Source organism: Streptomyces sp. NBC_01296, assembly GCF_035984415.1.
Taxonomy (GTDB): domain Bacteria; phylum Actinomycetota; class Actinomycetes; order Streptomycetales; family Streptomycetaceae; genus Streptomyces.
In genome coordinates this window covers 6042254-6061111 of sequence record NZ_CP130720.1, presented here as the reverse complement: position 1 = coordinate 6061111, position 18858 = coordinate 6042254, and the positions used below count along the sequence as shown (strand labels likewise).

The window sequence follows — 18858 nt, the reverse complement described above, 5'->3', positions numbered from 1 at the left end:
CGGTGCAGGTGACGGGGGACGGGCCGGTCGGGCGACCGCCCGGAAATCGATCAAGCGGGTGGTCAACGGGATCCGTCCGGTTTTCGCCAGCATGGCCACTTCGACGTGGCGGTTACCCGGCGTCACCCACGTAGTTTCACCCTGCACCCAGCGGTGCCAAACAACAATCCTTCTGATTTCAACGTAAGGAGCCCCCAAGAGCATGTCGGCAAACAGCATGACGAGCGACGTGGGCAAGGCTTATATCAACGATGTATTCATGCGCCATCCACTCACCACCCGGAACCAAGACGAGCTCGAAATCGGCATCAAGGCCGACGAAATACTGAAGCGGAACATCCTGCGGCATCCTGCACTCAAGAGGACCACCGAAAAAGCCGGAGAGTCGATCAGCCCCATCGGGTTCTGCTTGAACAAGGTGCGATACGGCGCCTTTCCTGAGGATGAGAAAGCGGCGCACGAGCGCGGGTGGCGCGCATACATGAACATGGGCGTACCGGTCGTCGAAGAGCGAAGCGACATCACACAGCCCCCACCCGACATGATCTCCAAGCAGACGTACATCAATGGAACCGACCCCGTCAAAATCACCGTCACGGACACGGTCGAATTCTCGATCTCGAACACGATCAGCTGGTCGCTCCAGGGGGAGGTGAAGCTGACGTTCGGGGCGAAGTCCACCGCATCGCTGCAGGAGCAGCTGCAGAAGAGCATGGCGATGATGCAGTACCAGAAGACCACCCTGAAGAACAGCAAGGACAACCAGGGCGTCGACAACGAGTCCCACACGGAGGCGACGAATACGACAACAGCCTCGACTTCCGTCACGGGTACCGGGGAATTATGGGCAGACCTTCTCCTCGGCATCACGGCCTCTGTCAGCGGTTCTTTGACCACTGAATGGAAACACCAGTCATCGGTCAGTCTGGAAGTGATGAGCCGAGCGGACATCATGGCCACGACACGACGCCAGGTGAGGCAGTTCGATTACGAATTCCCGGTCACCTTCGGCGGCTGGGTCGCCTTGTACTACCCCAAGCCGGTAGCAGTCAAGGAGACTCCCCTGCACCCCAAGGACCAGAAATACTCTCAGGTCATCGCATGGAAACTCGGCGATTCCATCACGGATGGCAGCTATTTCGACCTGGCCGACGAAGGCAAGCGATTCATGCAGAGGGGAGCGGCCGAAACCGTCGCCGTCCGCACCGGGGAACACCGGGTCTTCCAGCCTGAAACCCTTGATTACCAGAGCCAGAAGGCGCCTCTCCACAAGGCGTGACCGACTGCATCAGGAGGAAGACCCATGTCTTTTGAAAACATCTTCGACAGCAGCGGAAGCGAAGCGAACTCCGCCAAACAGTCCGCCGAATCCCTCAACAAGGACACTCCCGGCGCCGGGGACGTCTCGGACGCCGTACGCAAACTGGAGAGTCAGCGCGACCCGTGGCTCGTGCGTCAGACCGCGCACGGGGCGTTCGACGTCATGGGGTTCATCAATCCCCTCTTCCAGAAGATCAATCAGGCATCCGCCGATCAGCGTCAGGTCGTCGCGAACCCCGCCTCGACGTCCAGCATGGCCTCGTCGACCCTGAAGGCGTCCGGACCGCCTCAGCCCCACATCAGCGACGAAGACATGCCGAAGGCCGAAGACCTGTCGAAGCTGATGGGCAACAGGAGGGGCTACGCCCTGATCACGACGGGCCTGGGGACGTCCGAGGGCCTCGCCGTGGACCCGTCGCAGAACACGGCGTACGTCGCCGACCGAGGCGGCGTGAAGCTGTCCGCGGTGAAGATCGCCACCGGCGCCCAGCGCGTGGCCGCGGGCAGCCTGGGCGACATCGGCGATGTGAAGCTGGACGGAAAGGGCAAGGCCTACAGCACCGACTACGCCGGCGGGCGCCTGGTCGCAGTGGACCTGTCCAGCGGCACCTCCAGCGTGGTCGCCGGCGTCCCCGGCGCATACGGCCTCGCGCTGGACGGAGCGGGCAAGGCCTACGTCGTCAGCCACAGCGAAGGGAAGCTGACCGCGGTCGACCTGCAGAGCGGACAGAAGACCACGGTCGCCACCGGCCTGCCGATCGGCACTTCCGCGGTGGCGCTGGACGGGAAGGGCAAGGCGTACGTCGGCCAGAAGGACAACGGCGGCAACCTGTACGAGGTCAACCTGGCCGACGGCGCCAAGCGCGTCCTGACCAACCTCCCCGGGGCGAGCACCATCCGCGTGGAGCTCACCGGCGACGGCAGGGCATACACCCTCGACCATCTGAACGGGCGCCTGTACGAGATCACCCTGGCCGACGGCGCGCAGCGCGTGGTGGCCAGCGGCCTGGCGACGTGCGAAGGCCTCGCGCTGGACACCGCCAACGGCCAGATCTACGTCAGCAACGTCGGGGGCCAGCTCTGGCAGATCTCCCAACGCGCCACGCAGGCCCTGGGAGGCATCGGCAAGGTCATGGCGTAACGCCCGGCACATACGACGGCGGGGGTCCCCACACCTTGGGGACCCCCGCCGTCGCAGCCACGGGCCCGGCGGGTGGACAGCCACCAGCCGGGCCCGACACCGCCCAGGCCGTGAAGGCCCCTACTCCCCCGGCCCCTGCCCCGTCGAGCCGCGGACCACCAGTTCCGGCTGGAACACGTACTCCGTGCGCTGGACCGGGGTGCCGCCGACCGCCTCCAGGAGGGCTCCGACCGCCGCCGTCGCCATCGCGCGGACCGGCTGGCGGATCGTCGTCAGCGGCGGGTCCGTGAAGGCGATCAGCGGCGAGTCGTCGAAGCCGACGACCGACACGTCCTCCGGGACGCGCAGGCCGCGCTCCCTCACCGCGCGGATCACGCCGAGCGCCATCGGGTCGCTGCCGCACACGATGCCGGTGCAGCCGCGGTCCAGCAGGGCGCCGCCCGCCGCGTGGCCGCCCTCCACCGTGAACAGCGTGCGCTGGATGAGCCCCTCCGACTCCGCATCCGGCACCGCGGCGACGAACCCCTGCTCCTTGCGGGCCGAGGGGACGTAGCGCGTCGGCCCTATGGCCAGGCCGATCCGCCGGTGCCCCAGGTCCACCAGGTGACGTACCGCCATGTCCGCCGCCGCCCGGTCGTCCGGGGAGATGAACGGGGCGTTCACGTGCTCGTTGAAGCCGTTGATCAGGACGAAGGGAACATTCCTCGCGGACAGCCGCTGGTAGCGGGACGGGTCCAGCGTCGAGTCCGCGTGCAGGCCGGACAGGAAGACGATCCCCGTGACCCCCCGCTCCTCGAGCTGCTCCACCAGCTCGTCCTCCGTGGCCCCGCCCGGCGTCTGCGTGCACAGCACCGGCGTGTACCCGTGGCCGGCCAGCGCCTGCTCTATGACCTGCGCGAACGCCGGAAAAATCGGGTTGGTGAGCTCCGGGATCAGGAGCCCCACCAGGCCGTTGCTGCGCCGGCGCAGCCGTACGGGCCGCTCGTAGCCGAGCAGGTCCATGGCGGCCAGCACCTTGTGCCGGGTGCCGGCCGCCACGCCCGCCTTGCCGTTGAGCACACGGCTGACCGTCGCCTCGCTGACCTGGGCCTGCGCGGCGATGTCCGTCAGCCGGAGCGGGGAGGTCACCCCTGCCACCACACCGCCGTGTCGGCGCCGAGCACGCCCGGATCCGCCTGGTCCGCCGCGTCGCCGCTCACCAGGAGCACCGTCCCCGGCGGGGACATCCGCACCGGCTCGCCCGTCGTGTTCACGGTGCAGACGAAGTCGCCGCGCCGGAACGCCAGCACGCCTTCCGGCGCCTCCAGCCACTGCACCGCATCGCCCGCGCCCAGGTCGGCCCGCTCCCGGCGGATCCGCAGCGCCGCCCGGTACAGCTCCAGCGTCGAGGCCGGGTCGCCCGTCTGGGCCGCCACGCTCAAGCCCGCCCACTCGGCCGGCTGCGGCAGCCAGCTGCCGCCGTCGCCGAAGCCGTACGGGGCCTGGTCGCCCGACCACGGGATCGGCACGCGGCAGCCGTCGCGCAGCCCCTCCTGGCCGTTCTCCTTGAAGAAGGAGGGATCCTGACGCACCTCGTCCGGCAGGTCGGTCACCTCCGGCAGGCCGAGCTCCTCGCCCTGGTAGACGTACGCCGACCCGGGCAGCGCCAGCATCAGCAGCGCCGCGGCCCGTGCCCGGGCCAGGCCCTGCGCGCCGCCGCCGTACCGCGTCACGTGCCGTACGACGTCGTGGTTGGACAGCACCCACGTCGTCGGGGCGCCCACCGGACGCATCGCGTCGAGCGAGTCGTCGATGGCGCCGCGCAGCGCAGCCGCGTCCCACCCGGTGTTCAGGTAGTGGAAGTTGAACGCCTGGTGCAGTTCGTCGGGCCGCAGGTACAGGGCCGTGCGGTCCGCGCTCGGGGTCCAGGCCTCGGCGACGCCGATGCGGTCGCCGGCGTACTCGTCGAGCACGGTCCGCCAGGAGCGGTAGATCTCGTGGACGCCGTCCTGGTCGAAGAAGGGCAGCACCTGGTTGCCGAGCAGCTTGAGCTGCTCGTCGCGGCCGAGGTCGGGCAGGCCGGGGGCCTTGACCAGGCCGTGGGCGACGTCGATGCGGAAGCCGTCGGCGCCGAGGTCGAGCCAGAAGCGCAGGATCGAGCGGAACTCGTCCTGGACGGCCGGGTGCTCCCAGTTGAAGTCGGGCTGCTCGGGGGCGAAGAGGTGCAGGTACCACTCGCCGTCGGCGACGCGCGTCCAGGCGGGCCCGCCGAAGATGGACTCCCAGTCGTTCGGGGGCTCGCAGCCGTCGGCGCCTTGCCCCGCACGGAAGTGGAAGCGCTCGCGCAGCGGGGAGCCGGGGCCTTCCCGCAGCGCCTGCTTGAACCATTCGTGCTGGTCGGAGCAGTGGTTCGGGACGAGGTCCACGATGATCCGCAGGCCCAGCTCATGCGCTTCGCGGATCACGGCGTCGGCGTCGTGCAGGGTGCCGAACATGGGGTCGATGGCCCGGTAGTCGGCGACGTCGTAGCCGGCGTCGGCCTGCGGGGAGGCGTAGAACGGGCTGAGCCAGACGGCGTCGACGCCCAGCTCCTTGAGGTAGGGCAGTCGGCTGCGGATGCCTTCGAGGTCCCCCATGCCGTCCCCGTTGGAGTCGGCGAAGCTGCGCGGATAGACCTGGTAGATCACCGCTTCTCTCCACCAGCCGGGCCGGGTGCCGGTGGTGGTGGGAAGTGCGTCGGCGAGGTGCTGGGTCATGTCGTCCTTGGAGAGATCGGGCCGGGGGTGAGAGGGGGCAGGCAGGGGGGTCAGCCCTGGGTCGCGAGAGGGGCGTCAGCCCTTGGTCGCGCCTGCCGTCATCCCGGCGACGAGGTGACGCTGGGCGAAGAGGAAGAAGATGGCCGCGGGGATGGCGATGAGGACCGAAGCGGCACTCATCGCACCCCAGTTGGAGGTGTACTGCGTGACGAACGTCTGCAGGCCCCCCGCGAGGGTGAGGTGTTCGTCGCCGACCATGAAGGCGGAGGCGTACGCGACTTCGCCCCAGGCGGTGATGAACGAGTAGAAGCCGGTGACGGCGAGGCCGGGCTTGGCCAGCGGGAGGATGAGGCGCCAGAAGGTGCCGAAGGGGTTGAGCCCGTCGACGCGGCCGGATTCGTCGATCTCGACCGGGATGGTGTCGAAGAAGCCCTTCATCATCCAGGCGCAGAACGGCACCGCGATGGTGAGGTAGGTGATGATCAGGCCGAGCGGCTGGTTGAGCAGCCCCAGCTGTCCCATGAGGTTGTAGAGCGGGACGATGAGGATGGCCATCGGGAACATCTGCGTGATGAGCAGGGTCCACATCAGCGGCTTCATGCCGGGGAACTTGAACCGGCTGACCGCGTAGCCCGTCGTGGCGGCGATGAACACACCGAGGACGGTGGTGATGCCGGCGACGAGCACGGAGTTGGCGAACCAGGTGAAGAAGGAGGTCGACTCCACCAGGTAGCGGTAGTTCTCGAGGGTCGGTTCCTTCACGAAGTCCGTGGAGATGGCGTGCTTCGCGGGCTTGATCGAGGTCAGCAGGACCCACAGCACCGGGAAGACGGCGATCACGGAGGCGACGATCAGGGTGACGTGCAGTGCGGCGGAGGCGAGCGGGGAGCGCTCGCCCCGCTTGCGGACGGAAACCTCGGTGGTCACGGTGTCGGTCGTCATGGTCACCACACCTCTCCCTGCTTGCGCAGCGAGCGCCGGTAGACCAGCGCGAAGATCATGAGCAGGGCGAGGATGAGCACGCCCCAGGTCGCGGAGCCCGCGAAGTCGCGCGGGCTGGCCACGAAGGCCTCGCGGAAGGCCTGGGTCACCAGGATCTCGGTGGAGTCGCCCGGTCCGCCCCGCGTCAGCAGGAAGATCACCGGGAACATGTTGAAGGTCCAGATGGTGGAGAGCAGGATCACGGTCATGCTCACCGTGCGCAGCCCGGGCAGGGTGATGTGCCGGAACCGCTGCCAGGCGGTGGCGCCGTCCATCTCGGCGGCCTCGTACAGCTCACCCGGGATCGACTGCAGCCCGCCGAGCAGGGCGACCATCATGAAGGGGACGCCGAGCCAGACGTTGACGGCGACGACGGAGAACTTGGCCCAGGTCGGGTCGTCGAGCCACGGGACGGCCGAGATGCCGCCGCCGTCGAGGATCTTGTTCAGGATGCCGCTGTCGCGGTTGAACAGGAACCGCCAGGCGAAGACGGAGACGAAGCCGGGGACGGCCCAGGGCAGGATGAGCGCCATCCGGTAGGCGGCGCGGCCCCGGAAGTCCCGGTTGAGCATGTTGGCGAGGGCCAGTCCGAGCGTGAACGTGATCGACACGCACAGGACGGTCCACATCACCGTCCACACCAGCCGCTGCAGGAACACCGGGTCGGCCAGGACGCTCGCGTAGTTGTCGAGGCCGACGAACTTGTACGTGGCCTCGATGTGGTTGGCGCCGATGGTACGGGCGACATTGCGCTCGTTGGCGTCGGTCAGCGACAGGTAGACGCCGCGGACGAGCGGCCAGCCGATGATCACGCCGAGGACGAGCACCACCGGGGCGACCATGGCCCAGGCGTACCAGTGGGTGGCCAGGGCGCGCCCCAGGCCACCGCGCTTCGCGCTGTCAGTCCTGCGGCTCCGGCCGCGGGCGGCGACGGTGTCTTCCCCGTCGCTGCCCGCGGCCTTCGCCACCGACTGGCTGGTGTGAGCAGCCATCGTCTTGTCTACTTCCAGCCCTTGAGGATCTTGCGGAACTCGACGCCGGCCGCCTTGGCCGCGTCCTCCGGGCTCGAGGCCCCGGTGATCGCCTTGGTGTATTCGACCTTCAGCGGCTCGAAGAGGGAGCCGTTCTCCGGGATCCAGGCGCGCTCGACGGCCTTGTCCACCGCCGGCTTGAAGAACTGCACCATCTCGCTGGACTTGACGTCGGGCTGCTCGTAGGCAGCGGTCCGCGTCGGGAGCAGGCTGAGCTCCTTGGTGGACTGCACCTGCACGTCCTGCGAGGTCATGTACTCGACGAAGGCGTGCGCGGCTTCGCGGTTCTTGGAACCGGCGTAGACGGCGAGGTCGTGGCCGCCCTGCGGGGCGCCGGCCTTGGCGGAGCCGGCCGGGACGGCGGCGACGCCGAGGTTGGCCTTGTCCTTGAACTGGTCGCCGGCGTAGGTGTCGGCGACGGCCCACGGGCCGTTGATCATCATCGCGGCTTCGCCCGACTTGAAGGCGGTCTGCATGTTGACCCAGCCGTCGGTGGCGTTGGTGATCGCAGCGCCGGAGGTGACCAGGTCGCGGGCGGTCTTGAACGCCTTGACGCCGGCCGCGTTGTCGACGGTGACCGTCTTGTTCTTCGCGTCGACCAGGTCGCCGCCCTCTCCGTAGATGAGGGGGAGGAACCAGTAGGAGTCGTCGCCGCGCAGGTAGAGGCCGGCCTTGCCGGACTTCGCCTTGATGGCGGCGGCGGCGGTCTTCACCTCTTCCAGCGTCTTGGGGGGCTGGACGCCGGCGTCGGCGAGCATCTTCTTGTTGTAGAAGAGGCCGAGGGTGTCGATGACCTGCGGGACGGCGTAGGTCTTGCCCTCGTACTTGCCGCTGGCCGCGGCCTGGGGCAGGAACTCGGCGTCGACCTTCTTGGCCGTCTCGGCCGGGACCTCGTCGAGGTAGCCGAGGGAGGCGAAGTCGGCGACCCAGCCGACGTCCGCGCGGATCACGTCAGGGGCTTCGGAACCGCTGCTGAAGGCGTTCTTGACCTTGTTCTGCGCGTCGCCGTACGGGACGTTGACGTACTTGACGGTGACCTTCGGGTGCTTCGCGGTGAACGCCTCGGCGATCTTCTGGAAGCTGGCCTTCTCGGCGTCGTTCGAGGTGTCCCACCACGTGACCGTGCCGGAAAGCTCGCCGCCCGCCTTGGTACCGCTGTCGTCCTTGGTGTCACCGCCGCAAGCCGTCGCCGCGAGCGCCAGGGTCGCGACCAGCGCGGTGGCCGCTATGCCACGCCGCATATGAACTCCTTCGATGATCCCGGCCGCGCCCTCGCGGTCCCGAGTTGCAGGGAACGTAACAAGCCTGAAAGCCGACCGAAAGAGCTTGCGGCAATTTTCTGCAAGCGAGGCCGATCGTTACATCCGTGTGTCCTGACGGTTGCCGCGGCTTGCTGGTTGTTCGAACTTCCTTCGGGTCATCAGGCCCGCAACCAGGGGGCATGTACCCGCGTTGACACCGGTATGACCCATGAGCTGACCGCATCCCGGCTTGCAAGCGCTTCCAGCAAGACGACCGAAGGCGTCGGCTGGTGGCGCGATGCAGTCATCTACCAGGTGTACGTGCGCTCCTTCGCGGACAGCGACGGCGACGGCATCGGCGACCTCCGCGGGGTGCGCACGCGCCTGCCCCACCTGGCCCGGCTCGGGGTCGACGCCGTGTGGCTCACCCCCTTCTACGTCTCCCCGCAGGCCGACGGCGGCTACGACGTCGCCGACTACCGCGCCGTCGATCCGCTCTTCGGGGACCTCTCCGACGCCGACGAGCTCGTCCGGGCCGCCCACGCGCTGGGCCTGCGGGTCATCGTGGACGTGGTGCCCAACCACACCTCCGACCGGCACGTCTGGTTCCGGGAGGCCCTCGCCGCGGAACCGGGGAGCCCCGCCCGGGCCCGGTACCACTTCCGCCCCGGACGCGGACCGGGCGGGGAGCGGCCGCCCAACGACTGGGAGTCCGTCTTCGGCGGGCCCGCCTGGACCCGGACCCCGGACGGCGCGTGGTACCTGCACCTCTTCGCCCCCGAGCAGCCCGACCTGAACTGGGAGCGCCCCGAGGTCGCGGAGGAGTTCGCCTCCGTCCTGCGCTTCTGGCTCGACCTCGGTGTCGACGGCTTCCGCATCGACGTCGCCCACGGCATGGTCAAGGCCTCTGGCCTGCCCGACATCGGCCGCGGCGCCCAGGCCACCCTGATCGGGACCGAGCCGCTCCCCTTCTTCGACCAGGACGGCGTCCACGAGATCCACCGCTCCTGGCGGCGGCTGCTCGACTCCTATCCGGGCCCGCGCATCGGCGTCGCCGAGGCCTGGGCGCCCACGTCCGAGCGGCTCGCCCTGTACGTCCGGCCCGACGAGCTGCACCAGGCCTTCAACTTCCGCTTCCTGAACTGCCCCTGGGACACCCGGGCGATGCGGACCGTCATCGACGAGTCCCTGGCCGCCACCGGCTCCGTCGGCGCCCCCACCACCTGGGTGCTGTCCAACCACGACGTCGTACGCCATGTCACCCGCTACGGCGGCGGCGCGCAGGGCCTGGCCCGGGCCCGGGCCGCCGCGCTGCTGATGCTCGCCCTGCCCGGTTCGGCGTACCTCTACCAAGGGGAGGAGCTCGGCCTGCCGGAGGTCGCGGACCTCCCCGCCGCCGTACGCCAGGACCCCGCCTTCCTCCGCACCGCCGGGCAGGACGGACTGCGCGACGGCTGTCGGATCCCGCTGCCCTGGTCCGGCGAGGAGCCCCCGTACGGATTCGGGCCGGCCGGCAGCTGGCTCCCGCAGCCCGCGGACTGGGCCCCGCTGAGCGTCGCCGCCCAGACCGGCGACCCCCACTCCACCCTCGAGCTGTACCGCGCCGCCCTGGAGCTGCGCCGCGCGCTGCCCGGCCTCGGTTCCCCCGATGCGGGCCCGCTGACCTGGCTGCCCGCCCCCGCGGGCGTCCTCCTCTTCACCCGGCCCGGCTTCGCGTGCACCCTCAACAGCCGGTCCGAGCCGCTCGAACTGCCCTCGCCGGGTCGTCCCGTACTTTCCAGCGCGCCGGTCGAGACGGACGGCCGGACCGTGCTGTTGCCCCCGGATTCGTGCACGTGGTGGGCGTTGTGAGCCGGGGACCGGTACAGTCCAATCCCGTGACCGCACGGCTAGCCGACATCGCAGCCCAGGCGGGGGTCAGCGAAGCCACAGTCAGCCGCGTGCTCAACGGCAAGCCCGGTGTGGCCGCAGGCACCCGCGAGTCCGTGCTGGCCGCGCTCGACGTGCTCGGCTACGAGCGCCCCGTCAAACTGCGCCAGCGCAGCGCGGGGCTCGTCGGCCTGATAACCCCCGAGCTGGACAACCCCATCTTCCCGGCGCTCGCCCAGGTCATCGGCCAGGCGCTGACCCGGCAGGGGTACACGCCGGTGCTGGCCACGCAGACGCCCGGCGGGTCCACCGAGGACGAGCTCACCGAGATGCTGGTCGACCGCGGGGTCTCCGGCATCATCTTCGTCTCCGGGCTGCACGCCGACACCACGGCCGACATGGGCCGCTACGACCAACTCCGCGGGCAGGGCGTTCCCTACGTCCTCATCAACGGGTTCTCCGACAAGGTGCAGGCCCCCTTCGTCTCCCCCGACGACCGCGCCGCGATGCAGCTCGCCGTGACCCACCTGACCGCGCTCGGGCACACCCGGATCGGGCTCGCGGTCGGACCCAAGCGGTTCGTGCCCGTCCTGCGCAAGATCGAGGGCTTCCGGCTCGGGATGAAGGAGCGGCTCGGCCTGGACGAGGCCGAGATCGAGGAGCTCATCCAGCACTCCCTGTACACGCTGGAGGGCGGGCAGGCCGCCGCGGCCGCGCTCATCACCCGGGGCTGCACGGCCATCGTGTGCGCCAGCGACATGATGGCGCTCGGGGCGATCCGGGCGGCCCGGCAGCAGGGGCTGCGGGTGCCGCAGGACGTCTCGGTCGTCGGCTTCGACGACTCCCCGCTCATAGCGTTCACCGATCCGCCGCTCACCACCATCCGGCAGCCCGTGCAGGCCATGGGGCAGGCCGCGGTCCGCACGCTCCTGGAGGAGATCGGCGGTACGCCGGCCCCGCACAGCGAGTTCGTCTTCCTGCCCGAACTGGTGGTCCGCGGATCCACCGCCTCCGGTCCGCAGCAACGTAGGGGACCGTCTACTCCCCAGGGCTGAGCGGCTGCGCCGCAGACCCTCCCGAGGGATGATCGGAGGCGAGAGCGCATCTGGCAGACTCTTTCCCCATGGGTGAATCGAGCGTGAAGACACTGGAAACCCGGACGGAAATCTCGTCACCCCACGTGACCGGGAACCAGACTCGTCCGGGGGATCAGCGCGCCCATTTGTCCCGGTTGCGGGTCCCGCGCCGACCCCGGATCTGGTTCGAGATCCTGCTCATCGGGGTCAGTTACTGGACGTACTCGCTCATCCGCAACGCGGTGCCCGAGCAGAAGGCCGACGCCCTCGCGAACGCCGACCGGCTGTGGGGCCTCGAGCGCACCCTCGGGATCGCGGTGGAGCAATCGGTCAACCACGCCGTGAACTCGGTGACGTGGCTGGTCGTCGGCATGAACTACTACTACGCCACGCTCCACTTCATCGTGACCATCGGCGTCCTGGTCTGGATCTACCGCTTCCATCCGGGGCGCTACGCGGCGACGCGCCTGGTCCTCTTCGCCACCACGGGCGTGGCCCTGGTCGGCTACTACTTCTTCCCGCTCGCGCCGCCCCGGCTGATGAACGGGCAGAGCTTCGTCGACACCGTGCTGGTCCACCACACCTGGGGCTCCATGGCCTCCGGCAACCTCAAGCACATGTCGAACCAGTACGCGGCCATGCCCTCCATGCACATAGGGTGGTCGCTCTGGTGCGGGCTGACGATCTTCGCGGTCGCCTCCGCCCCCTGGGCCCGGATCCTCGGACTGCTCTATCCGACGGCCACCCTCGTGGTGATCGTGGCCACCGCCAACCACTTCTGGCTGGACGCCGTGGGCGGCATGCTCTGCCTGGCGTTCGGCTACACGGTCTCGCGCAGCTGGTACGGCTCGCTGCCGCACCGGCTGCCGCGCCACCCCGAGGCCAGGGACCCCCACCCGGCGACGGCGGCCGTCCTGAACCGCTTCCGCGCCGGCCGCTGACCGGCCCGGCACGCCGGCCCGCACCGCAACCGGTCCACCCCGTACGATCCGCAGCCCGCCCGCGCCCGCGCCCTCCGGGGGCGGTGTCAGCGGGCGCTGTCAGCGGGCGCGCCGCAAGGAGCTGAGCGGAGCCGTCGTACGCCGTGTGCTGCGGACGGCCGCCGAATGCGCGCTCGGGGAGCTCACGCTCGGCTGCTTCCCCGACGGCGACTTCGAGGTGCCGCTCCCCCTGCTCCACGAGGAGCTGAGCAGCATGGACATCTCCTTCGGCGACGCCGTGGCCGCGCTCGCCGCCCAGGTCCACGGCTGGCGGCTCGCCGTCACCTCCGCATACCTCCCGCAGAGCCTCCTGCACGCCTGACCGCCCGGCCGCGGACCCGGGCCTTGCCCTGGCCTTGGCCTAGAACCCGCGGTGGGTGATCCGGCCGCCCGACATCGTGAGCCGGATCGGGGCCTTGGCCAGCTCGCCCGGGGCGGCCTCCACCGGGTCGAGCGCGAAGGCCGTCAGATCCGCCCGGAAGCCCGCCGTGATCCGGCCCGCGACCTGCTGCTCCCCCGCCGCGAGCGCAGCGTGCGAGGTCATGCCCTCCAGCGCCATCATCCCGGTGAGTGCGGGCCCGGCGGCGGCCGCGCCGAGCGGGCTACGGGCGATGGCCAGGACCCGGCGGGCGTCGTGGTGGGCGATCGGCCAGTCCGAGCCCAGGGCGAGTACGGCCCCCGCGTCCCGCAGGTCCCGGCAGCGCCAGGCCCGGGCCGCCCGGTCCGCGCCCAGCCGCTTCGACCACTCGTCGCTGTGGTCGGCCCGGGTGTACGCGGTGTGCGGCGGCTGCATCGAGGCGATCACCCCGAGCTCGGCGAACCGCTTCAGCTGGTCGTCCGGGACGGTCTCGATGTGCTCGATCCGGTGCCGCATCCGGGCCTGCCCGCCCAGTGTGGCCACCGTGTCCAGGACGTGCCGGACCGCCGCGTCGCCGATGGCGTGGGTCGCCGTGCGCACCCCGGCCGCGTCGAGGATCCGCACGGCGGCCGCGTAGGCCTCGGGGTCGGGCCAGAAGGCGTCCGTGCCGCGGCCGTGGCAGTCGGCGTGCTCGAGCCAGGCGGTGCCGCCCTCGATGGTGCCGTCCATGAAGAACTTCACGCCGCCGACCTGCCAGTGGCGGCCGCGCACGCCCTGGAGCTCGATCAGCTCGGCCAAATCCTGCGGCGTGGCGCCCGGCATGCACCAGGGGGCCAGGTTCAGCCGCAGCGGCAGGTCTCCCTCGTACTCGACTCCGGCGAGCAGGGCCGGTACGTCACCGTCGCCGAGGTCCATGACATGGGCTCCGGTGAGCCCGGTGGCGGCCATGTCGCCGAGCAGGGCGGTGAGCCGGCTGCGCCGCTCGGCGGAGGAGGGCTTCGGGGCGAGGGCGCCGACCGTGCCCATCGCGGCGTGCTCGATCAGGTGGCCGGTCGGGCGTCCTCCCGCGTCGCAGACGATCTCCGAGCGCTGGTCGAACGTACGCGGGCCGGTGACGCCCGCGGCGTCCAGGGCAGCGCCGGAAGCGAGGGCGGAGTGGCCGTCGTACAAGCGCAGGAAGGCGGGGGCGCCGGCCAGGGCCTCCTCGATCAGGGCCTTGTCGACGGGGCGGCCGCCGAAGGCGTTGTGGTCGAGGCCGTATCCGAGGACCCAGCCCCCGGTGCGGGGCGCGGCGCGCAGGGCGGCGCGCAGCTGGTCGAGGTCCCGGACGGGCGAGAGGTCGGTTCCGGTGGCCATCTCGATACCCCAGACGGGGTGGCTGTGGGCGTCGGTCAGGCCGGGGGTGAGGGTGGCGCCGCCGAGGTCGACCACCTCGGTGGCGGGGCCGCGCCAGTCGCGTACGTCGGCCTCGTCGCCGACGGCGAGGATCTCGCCGCCGCGGACCGCTACCGCGCGGGCCTCGGGGCGGCCGGGGTCGAGGGTGCGGACGCGGGCTCCGGTGAGGACGGTGTCGGCAGCGGGCACGGCTCTTCTCCTTCAGGGGCTTCGGTGGGCTCGGCGGGCTCGGCGGCGAACCGGGCGTAGACCTCGGGGCGGTGGGTCTCCAGGCGCCGGGCGAGGCCGATCCCGGCCAGGAAGACGGCGGGGACGAGGGCGACGAGGACGGTGTTGACGGCGGTGGAGGCCATGGTGAACAGGCTGACCTTGGAGACGACCAGCACGATCGCCACGGCGAGCAGCACGGCGGCGGCGACGGGCGCGACCACGGTCCGCCAGGGGCCCTCGGTGTGCGCGATGCGCCGGAAGTACACGGGTACGGCGATCGCGGCGAGCAGCATCAGCGCCATGAGGCCGATCATGCCGGGCGTGTTCACCCAGAGCAGGAGCTGCTGGTACGGGTCGGCCCCGGCCAGCGCGAAGCCGAGGACGACGACGGCGCCGAGGGCGGTCTGGGCGAGGCCGGCGAGGTACGGGGAGCGGTGGCGTGGGTGGATCCGGCCGAGGGCGGTCGGCAGCACTCCCTCCTCGGCGAGGGCGAGCGCGTACCGGTTGATGGCGTTGTGGAAGGCGAGGAGGGAGGCGATGACGCTGGTGACGATGAAGAGGTGCATCAGGTCGGCCGCCCAGGGGCCGACGTAGGTGGTGATCGCGGCGAAGAAGAGGCCGCCGGGGTCCTCGGCGGCGGCGGCGATGACCTCCTCGCCGCCGAAGGCCTGGATGACGGTCCAGACGATGAAGGCGTAGAAGAGGCCGAGGAAGGCGACGGCGATGTAGGTGGCGCGCGGGATGGTCCGGTCGGGGTCGCGGGCCTCGCGGCGGTAGATGACGGTGGACTCGAAGCCGGTGAACGCGGCGAAGGCGAAGGCCAGGACGGCTGCGGTGCCGGGGACGAGGACCGCGCCGGGGGCGAAGGAGCCGGCGGAGAGCCCGTGGGCGCCGCCCTTGAACAGGACTCCGGCGGCGAGCAGGACGAGTATCCCGGTCTCGGCGACGAGCAGGACGCCGAGCACCTTGGCACCGAAGTCGATGGAGCGGAAGCCGCCGTACCAGATGAGGGCGAGGCCGGCGAGAGAGACGGGCAGCCAGGGGATGTCGAGGCCGCCGAGGGCGTGGGCGGTGTCGGCGGTGGTGGTGCCGAGGAGGCCGTAGACCCCGATCTCCATGCCGTTGTAGCCGACCAGGGCGAGCAGGGCGGCGCCGATGCCGACGCGCTTGCCGAGGCCGCGGGTGATGTACGCGTAGAAGGCGCCCCCGCTGCGGACGTGGCGGCTCATGGTGGTGAACCCGACGGCGAAGACGGCGAGGGTGAGGCCGGCGAGGAGGTACCCGGCGGGGGCGCCGATCCCGCCGAGCAGGATCGCGACGGGGGCGACGCCGGCCATGACGGTGAGCGGGGCGGCGGCGGAGACCACGAAGAAGGAGATGTCGGCGGTGCCGAGGGTGGCGCGGCGGAGGGTGGGTCTGTCGGTCGGCGGTTCCGGCGTTTCGGGCATGCGGCAGTGCACCCTTCGGGGAGACCAAAACCTAAAGCCTTTAGGTTCGCGGCAATGTAGCCTCCGGTTTTGGCGTACGGGAAGACCTCACGGCGGGAGAAACCGATGGCACGGCCGCGCACCCCCCTCCTCGACCGGGAGCGGATCGCCGCGACCGCACTGCAACTGGTCGCGGAGCAGGGTGAGTTCAGCGTCCCCCAGATCGCCCGGGCGCTCGGCGTGCAGACCGGGTCGGTGTACCACCACGTGGACGGCCGGGCGGGGGTGGTGGAGCTCGTGCGGGAGCTCGTATGCGACCGGATCGCCGGCGAAACGCTGGACCTGGAGCCGTGGGACCGCGCCCTGGAGGCCTGGGCGCGCTCGTACCGGGCCGCTTTCGCCGCCTCTCCGCGGGCCATCCCGCTGCTGATGACCACACCGGTGCGGGCCCCGCGGGTGCTGGCGCAGTACGAACGCGCGGTCGGCATGCTGCTGGCGGCGGGTTTCACCCACGCGCAGGTGATGCCGCTGTTGACGGCGCTGGAGAACCTGGTCCTCGGCTCGGCCCTGGACCTGGCCGCCCCCGAGGCCATGTGGGAGCCGTCGGCGGACACCCCGTTGCTCTCGGAGGCCCTGACGGCCGTCGGCCCGGGCCGCGCGGACGCCGCCTTCGACCTGGGCCTGGCGGCGTTCCTGACGTACGCCCGCTCCCTGCTGGGCGAAGCGGGCTGAGGAGTCGGCCGGTCAGCGGGGACGCGCTGCGGCGCTCGGCGCCAGCCACCTCCGCAGCAGTCCCCGCCGGGCGGCGGGTACGGGGCGGGCCATGCCCGCACCCATCTGCGCCAGGGCCTCGGTGAGGGTGCGGACATAGGCCTCGTCGGCCAGGACCCGCACGTGGTCGTAGGGGTGGCTCAGACGCTCCTCCGACGCCAGGATCCGGCGCAGCAGGGGTACCGCCGCGGCGGCCGGGGCGCCGATCCCGCCGAGACGGCGGACGGCTTCCCGGGTCGGCAGGGCGGGCTGGCCCGTCCAGTCCGGATCCACCTCCGCCAGCAGTACCGGTACGACGGGCTCCGGGTCTCCGGTGATCCGCCAGTACGCGTGCGCCGCGGCGACCCGGGTCCACGCGCCGGGCGAGTCCATCAGGCCGCGCACGGTGTCCGCGTGTTCGGCGGCCAGCGGGCCGAGATCGGCGAGGAAGGGCAGGCCGTGGCCGACGGTCCCGGATCCCACGGCCGCGCCGCACACGTCGAGGGCGAGGGTGGGGTCCCCGGTGACCCTCCAGTGCGCCCAGGCGGCCCGCCGCTGGTGGAGGCGGCTCGTCCGCGGGGCGTGGCCAGTGGCGTACGCGGCCAGCCGGTTCGCGGCGACGGCGGCCGGGGGTCCGATCCGGCCGAGGACGCGCAGGGCGTCGTAGGCGTACGGCGATTCCAGGCACCGGACCGCCTCGGGCACGGCGGGCGCGGCGGCCGGACCCCAGGCGGCGAGGAGTTCGAGCACGAAGCCCGCCCGGTACTGGAGCGACTCTCTCCGCAGGCCGGGCAGGATCGCGGGGAGCAGCTCCTGGGCGGGCAGCGCGGCGATGGGCGGGGCCCAGGGCCGGTTGTACGGGAGCCGGTCGTCCTCCGCGATGCGCCTGAGGGCGGGCAGCGCCCGGAGGTCCCCCATCCCTGCAAGGGCGAGCGCGAGCTCCTCGACGTTCCCGAGCCGCGTGGCGAGGGCCTTGGCCAACCGGTCGGCGTGCCCGGAGACGGCGGAGCCGGCCTGGGCCACCGTCTTGGCCGCGTCCCAGCTGCTGCCCAGGGGATTGCATGCGGCCCTGACGACGACCTCCCAGCACTCCGGATCCGGCCGCCGGTAGCGGATGACGGCCTTGACGGCCGAACCCGGTCTCGTCACGCGGTGGCGTGAGTGACGAACCCGACCCAGGCACCCGGAGTGACGGCCAGCCGCCCGTTGTCGGGCCGCTTGGAGTCCCGGACGAGGACGGTCCCCGAGGTCCGGGCGACCTCGACGCAGTCGTTGCTGTCGCTGGCGCTGTAGCTGCTCTTGGTCCAGGCGACTTCGACGCAGTCGGGTCCGTCATTGGTGCTGTAGCTGCTCTTGACCCACGTCAGTGTGGAGAGGCCCTCGGCCGACTGCTTGATGCTCATGTCTCCCCCAGTACCTTCTCGATGAACGTCAGAGATTCGCGAGGCGTCAGAGCCTGCGCTCGGATCATGCCATAGCGCATGTCCAGGATCTGGACCTCTTTGGGTTCAGCGATCAAGCGGCTGACCAGCTGAACTTCGTTGTGCCCGACTGTCGTTCCGTCCTTGAGGCGCATGATCTTCAGTGATCCCGCGAGACCGGCGTGCTCCTCCACCGCAGTGGGCATCACCTGGATCTCCACGTTGCGCAACTGGCCGACCTCCAGCAGGTGCTCCAGTTGGCGGCGCAACACCATCTTGCCCCCGATGGACCGTCGGAGGACAGCCTCCTCCTGCACGACGGTCAGCAACGGGGCCGGATGTCGCCGGAGGATGTCCTGGCGCGCCACCCTCGCCGCGACCAGACGCTCGGTCTGGTCCTCCGAGTAGGCAGGGCGCCTCACCGCGTAGAGGGCACGGATGTACTCCTCGGTCTGAAGCAAGCCCGGGACCACGCCGTTGTCGTAGGACCCGATCTCCACCGCCTCGGATTCCAACTTGGCCAGATCCCGGACCTTCTTGGGGTAGCGGGCCTTTTCGACGTCCACCTTCATCGCGGCGATCTTTCCGCCCGCTCCGAGAACCCCGTCCGCCTTGTCCAGGAACTCCGGACGCGGAATGCGGGTGCCACTCTCGATCTTGCGGGTCAGGTCCGCCCCGTAACCCATCCGTTCAGCGAAAGTGGATCGGTCGAGTCCGGCCGCCTCCCGCCACATTTTCAACTGGCGTCCCACCGCCGCTACGACCGCCCCGGATTCGTCCTCCGGGTCGAGTGCCCAGCTCGACTCGTCGGTACCCTCTGCGCTCACTGCCACCTCCGTTGGCCTTCAACTCCGTTCAGGCTACGCACGGGTGGCCGCGCCGAGTCGCGTGAATCAGGAAATCCGTTTTCGCCGGATCGAGGT

Annotated in this window: 17 protein-coding genes; 7 read left to right on the top strand and 10 right to left on the bottom strand. The window is 70.6% G+C overall.

The window, feature by feature from the left end; genetic code table 11:
• Positions 1 to 202: 202 nt before the first annotated feature.
• A complete protein-coding gene (locus OG299_RS27610) occupies positions 203 to 1279 on the top strand; it encodes a gluconolaconase (protein ID WP_327362946.1) in 1077 nt (358 codons plus the stop codon).
• A 24-nt stretch (positions 1280 to 1303) separates the two neighbouring features.
• Positions 1304 to 2461: a Vgb family protein gene (locus OG299_RS27605; protein ID WP_327362945.1), complete on the top strand. Its 1158-nt coding sequence runs from the start codon at positions 1304 to 1306 to the stop codon at positions 2459 to 2461.
• Between the two features lie 120 nt (positions 2462 to 2581).
• Here the strand turns inward: OG299_RS27605 and OG299_RS27600 are convergent, their stop codons facing one another.
• The 5 genes from OG299_RS27600 to OG299_RS27580 form a co-directional block, all read right to left on the bottom strand.
• The gene (locus tag OG299_RS27600; RefSeq protein WP_266629840.1) at positions 2582 to 3598 is read right to left on the bottom strand and encodes a LacI family DNA-binding transcriptional regulator; all 1017 of its coding nucleotides are present in this window, start codon (positions 3596 to 3598) and stop codon (positions 2582 to 2584) included.
• Positions 3586 to 5196: a glycoside hydrolase family 13 protein gene (locus tag OG299_RS27595; protein ID WP_266629839.1), complete on the bottom strand. Its 1611-nt coding sequence runs from the start codon at positions 5194 to 5196 to the stop codon at positions 3586 to 3588. Before OG299_RS27595 ends, OG299_RS27600 begins: the two co-directional genes overlap by 13 nt.
• Before the next feature lie 75 nt (positions 5197 to 5271).
• Positions 5272 to 6144 (bottom strand): sugar ABC transporter permease, encoded by an 873-nt coding sequence (locus tag OG299_RS27590; protein ID WP_389866906.1) that lies wholly within the window; start codon positions 6142 to 6144, stop codon positions 5272 to 5274.
• Positions 6141 to 7169 carry a carbohydrate ABC transporter permease gene (locus tag OG299_RS27585; protein WP_266629835.1) on the bottom strand — a complete coding sequence of 343 codons (1029 nt, stop codon included), beginning with the start codon at positions 7167 to 7169 and terminating at the stop codon, positions 6141 to 6143. Before OG299_RS27585 ends, OG299_RS27590 begins: the two co-directional genes overlap by 4 nt.
• Before the next feature lie 8 nt (positions 7170 to 7177).
• Positions 7178 to 8449, bottom strand: a complete 1272-nt coding sequence (locus tag OG299_RS27580) for an extracellular solute-binding protein (RefSeq protein WP_266629833.1) — start codon at positions 8447 to 8449, stop codon at positions 7178 to 7180.
• 222 nt (positions 8450 to 8671) lie between these two features.
• Between OG299_RS27580 and OG299_RS27575 the strand changes: the two genes are divergently transcribed.
• The 4 genes from OG299_RS27575 (at position 8672) to OG299_RS27560 (ending at position 12696) form a co-directional block, all read left to right on the top strand.
• Positions 8672 to 10300: a glycoside hydrolase family 13 protein gene (locus OG299_RS27575; protein WP_266629831.1), complete on the top strand. Its 1629-nt coding sequence runs from the start codon at positions 8672 to 8674 to the stop codon at positions 10298 to 10300.
• A gap of 26 nt (positions 10301 to 10326) precedes the next feature.
• Positions 10327 to 11373, top strand: a complete 1047-nt coding sequence (locus OG299_RS27570) for a LacI family DNA-binding transcriptional regulator (RefSeq protein ID WP_327362944.1) — start codon at positions 10327 to 10329, stop codon at positions 11371 to 11373.
• Between the two features lie 68 nt (positions 11374 to 11441).
• A complete protein-coding gene (locus tag OG299_RS27565) occupies positions 11442 to 12335 on the top strand; it encodes a phosphatase PAP2 family protein (protein WP_266629827.1) in 894 nt (297 codons plus the stop codon).
• 145 nt (positions 12336 to 12480) lie between these two features.
• Positions 12481 to 12696, top strand: a complete 216-nt coding sequence (locus OG299_RS27560) for a hypothetical protein (RefSeq protein ID WP_327362943.1) — start codon at positions 12481 to 12483, stop codon at positions 12694 to 12696.
• Positions 12697 to 12735: 39 nt separating this feature from the next.
• On the opposite strand, the gene OG299_RS27555 is transcribed toward OG299_RS27560, so the two are convergent.
• A complete protein-coding gene (locus tag OG299_RS27555) occupies positions 12736 to 14316 on the bottom strand; it encodes an amidohydrolase (RefSeq protein WP_327362942.1) in 1581 nt (526 codons plus the stop codon).
• Positions 14238 to 15785: an APC family permease gene (locus OG299_RS27550; protein ID WP_327362941.1), complete on the bottom strand. Its 1548-nt coding sequence runs from the start codon at positions 15783 to 15785 to the stop codon at positions 14238 to 14240. Before OG299_RS27550 ends, OG299_RS27555 begins: the two co-directional genes overlap by 79 nt.
• A gap of 105 nt (positions 15786 to 15890) precedes the next feature.
• Here OG299_RS27550 and OG299_RS27545 point away from each other — a divergent pair, with 105 nt between their 5' ends.
• Entirely contained in the window at positions 15891 to 16496 is a 606-nt protein-coding gene (locus OG299_RS27545; protein WP_327362940.1) for a TetR/AcrR family transcriptional regulator, read from the top strand.
• Between the two features lie 12 nt (positions 16497 to 16508).
• Here the strand turns inward: OG299_RS27545 and OG299_RS27540 are convergent, their stop codons facing one another.
• The 3 genes from OG299_RS27540 to OG299_RS27530 are packed head-to-tail and all read right to left on the bottom strand — an operon-like array spanning position 16509 to position 18762.
• Positions 16509 to 17663 (bottom strand): hypothetical protein, encoded by a 1155-nt coding sequence (locus OG299_RS27540; protein WP_327362939.1) that lies wholly within the window; start codon positions 17661 to 17663, stop codon positions 16509 to 16511.
• Positions 17660 to 17917, bottom strand: a complete 258-nt coding sequence (locus OG299_RS27535) for a DUF397 domain-containing protein (protein WP_266629815.1) — start codon at positions 17915 to 17917, stop codon at positions 17660 to 17662. The genes OG299_RS27540 and OG299_RS27535 overlap by 4 nt, the downstream gene beginning before the upstream one ends.
• On the bottom strand, positions 17914 to 18762 hold the full coding sequence (locus OG299_RS27530) for a helix-turn-helix domain-containing protein (protein WP_327362938.1): 849 nt from the start codon (positions 18760 to 18762) through the stop codon (positions 17914 to 17916). The genes OG299_RS27535 and OG299_RS27530 overlap by 4 nt, the downstream gene beginning before the upstream one ends.
• Between the last annotated feature and the right edge of the window lie 96 nt (positions 18763 to 18858).

Coding starts and splice junctions, on each gene's coding strand:
- OG299_RS27610 (WP_327362946.1), top strand. CDS start 203: ATGTCGGCAAACAGCATGACGAGCGACGTGGGCAAGGCTTATATCAAC.
- OG299_RS27605 (WP_327362945.1), top strand. CDS start 1,304: ATGTCTTTTGAAAACATCTTCGACAGCAGCGGAAGCGAAGCGAACTCC.
- OG299_RS27595 (WP_266629839.1), bottom strand. CDS start 5,196: ATGACCCAGCACCTCGCCGACGCACTTCCCACCACCACCGGCACCCGG.
- OG299_RS27585 (WP_266629835.1), bottom strand. CDS start 7,169: ATGGCTGCTCACACCAGCCAGTCGGTGGCGAAGGCCGCGGGCAGCGAC.
- OG299_RS27580 (WP_266629833.1), bottom strand. CDS start 8,449: ATGCGGCGTGGCATAGCGGCCACCGCGCTGGTCGCGACCCTGGCGCTC.
- OG299_RS27575 (WP_266629831.1), top strand. CDS start 8,672: ATGACCCATGAGCTGACCGCATCCCGGCTTGCAAGCGCTTCCAGCAAG.
- OG299_RS27565 (WP_266629827.1), top strand. CDS start 11,442: ATGGGTGAATCGAGCGTGAAGACACTGGAAACCCGGACGGAAATCTCG.
- OG299_RS27550 (WP_327362941.1), bottom strand. CDS start 15,785: ATGCCCGAAACGCCGGAACCGCCGACCGACAGACCCACCCTCCGCCGC.
- OG299_RS27545 (WP_327362940.1), top strand. CDS start 15,891: ATGGCACGGCCGCGCACCCCCCTCCTCGACCGGGAGCGGATCGCCGCG.
- OG299_RS27535 (WP_266629815.1), bottom strand. CDS start 17,917: ATGAGCATCAAGCAGTCGGCCGAGGGCCTCTCCACACTGACGTGGGTC.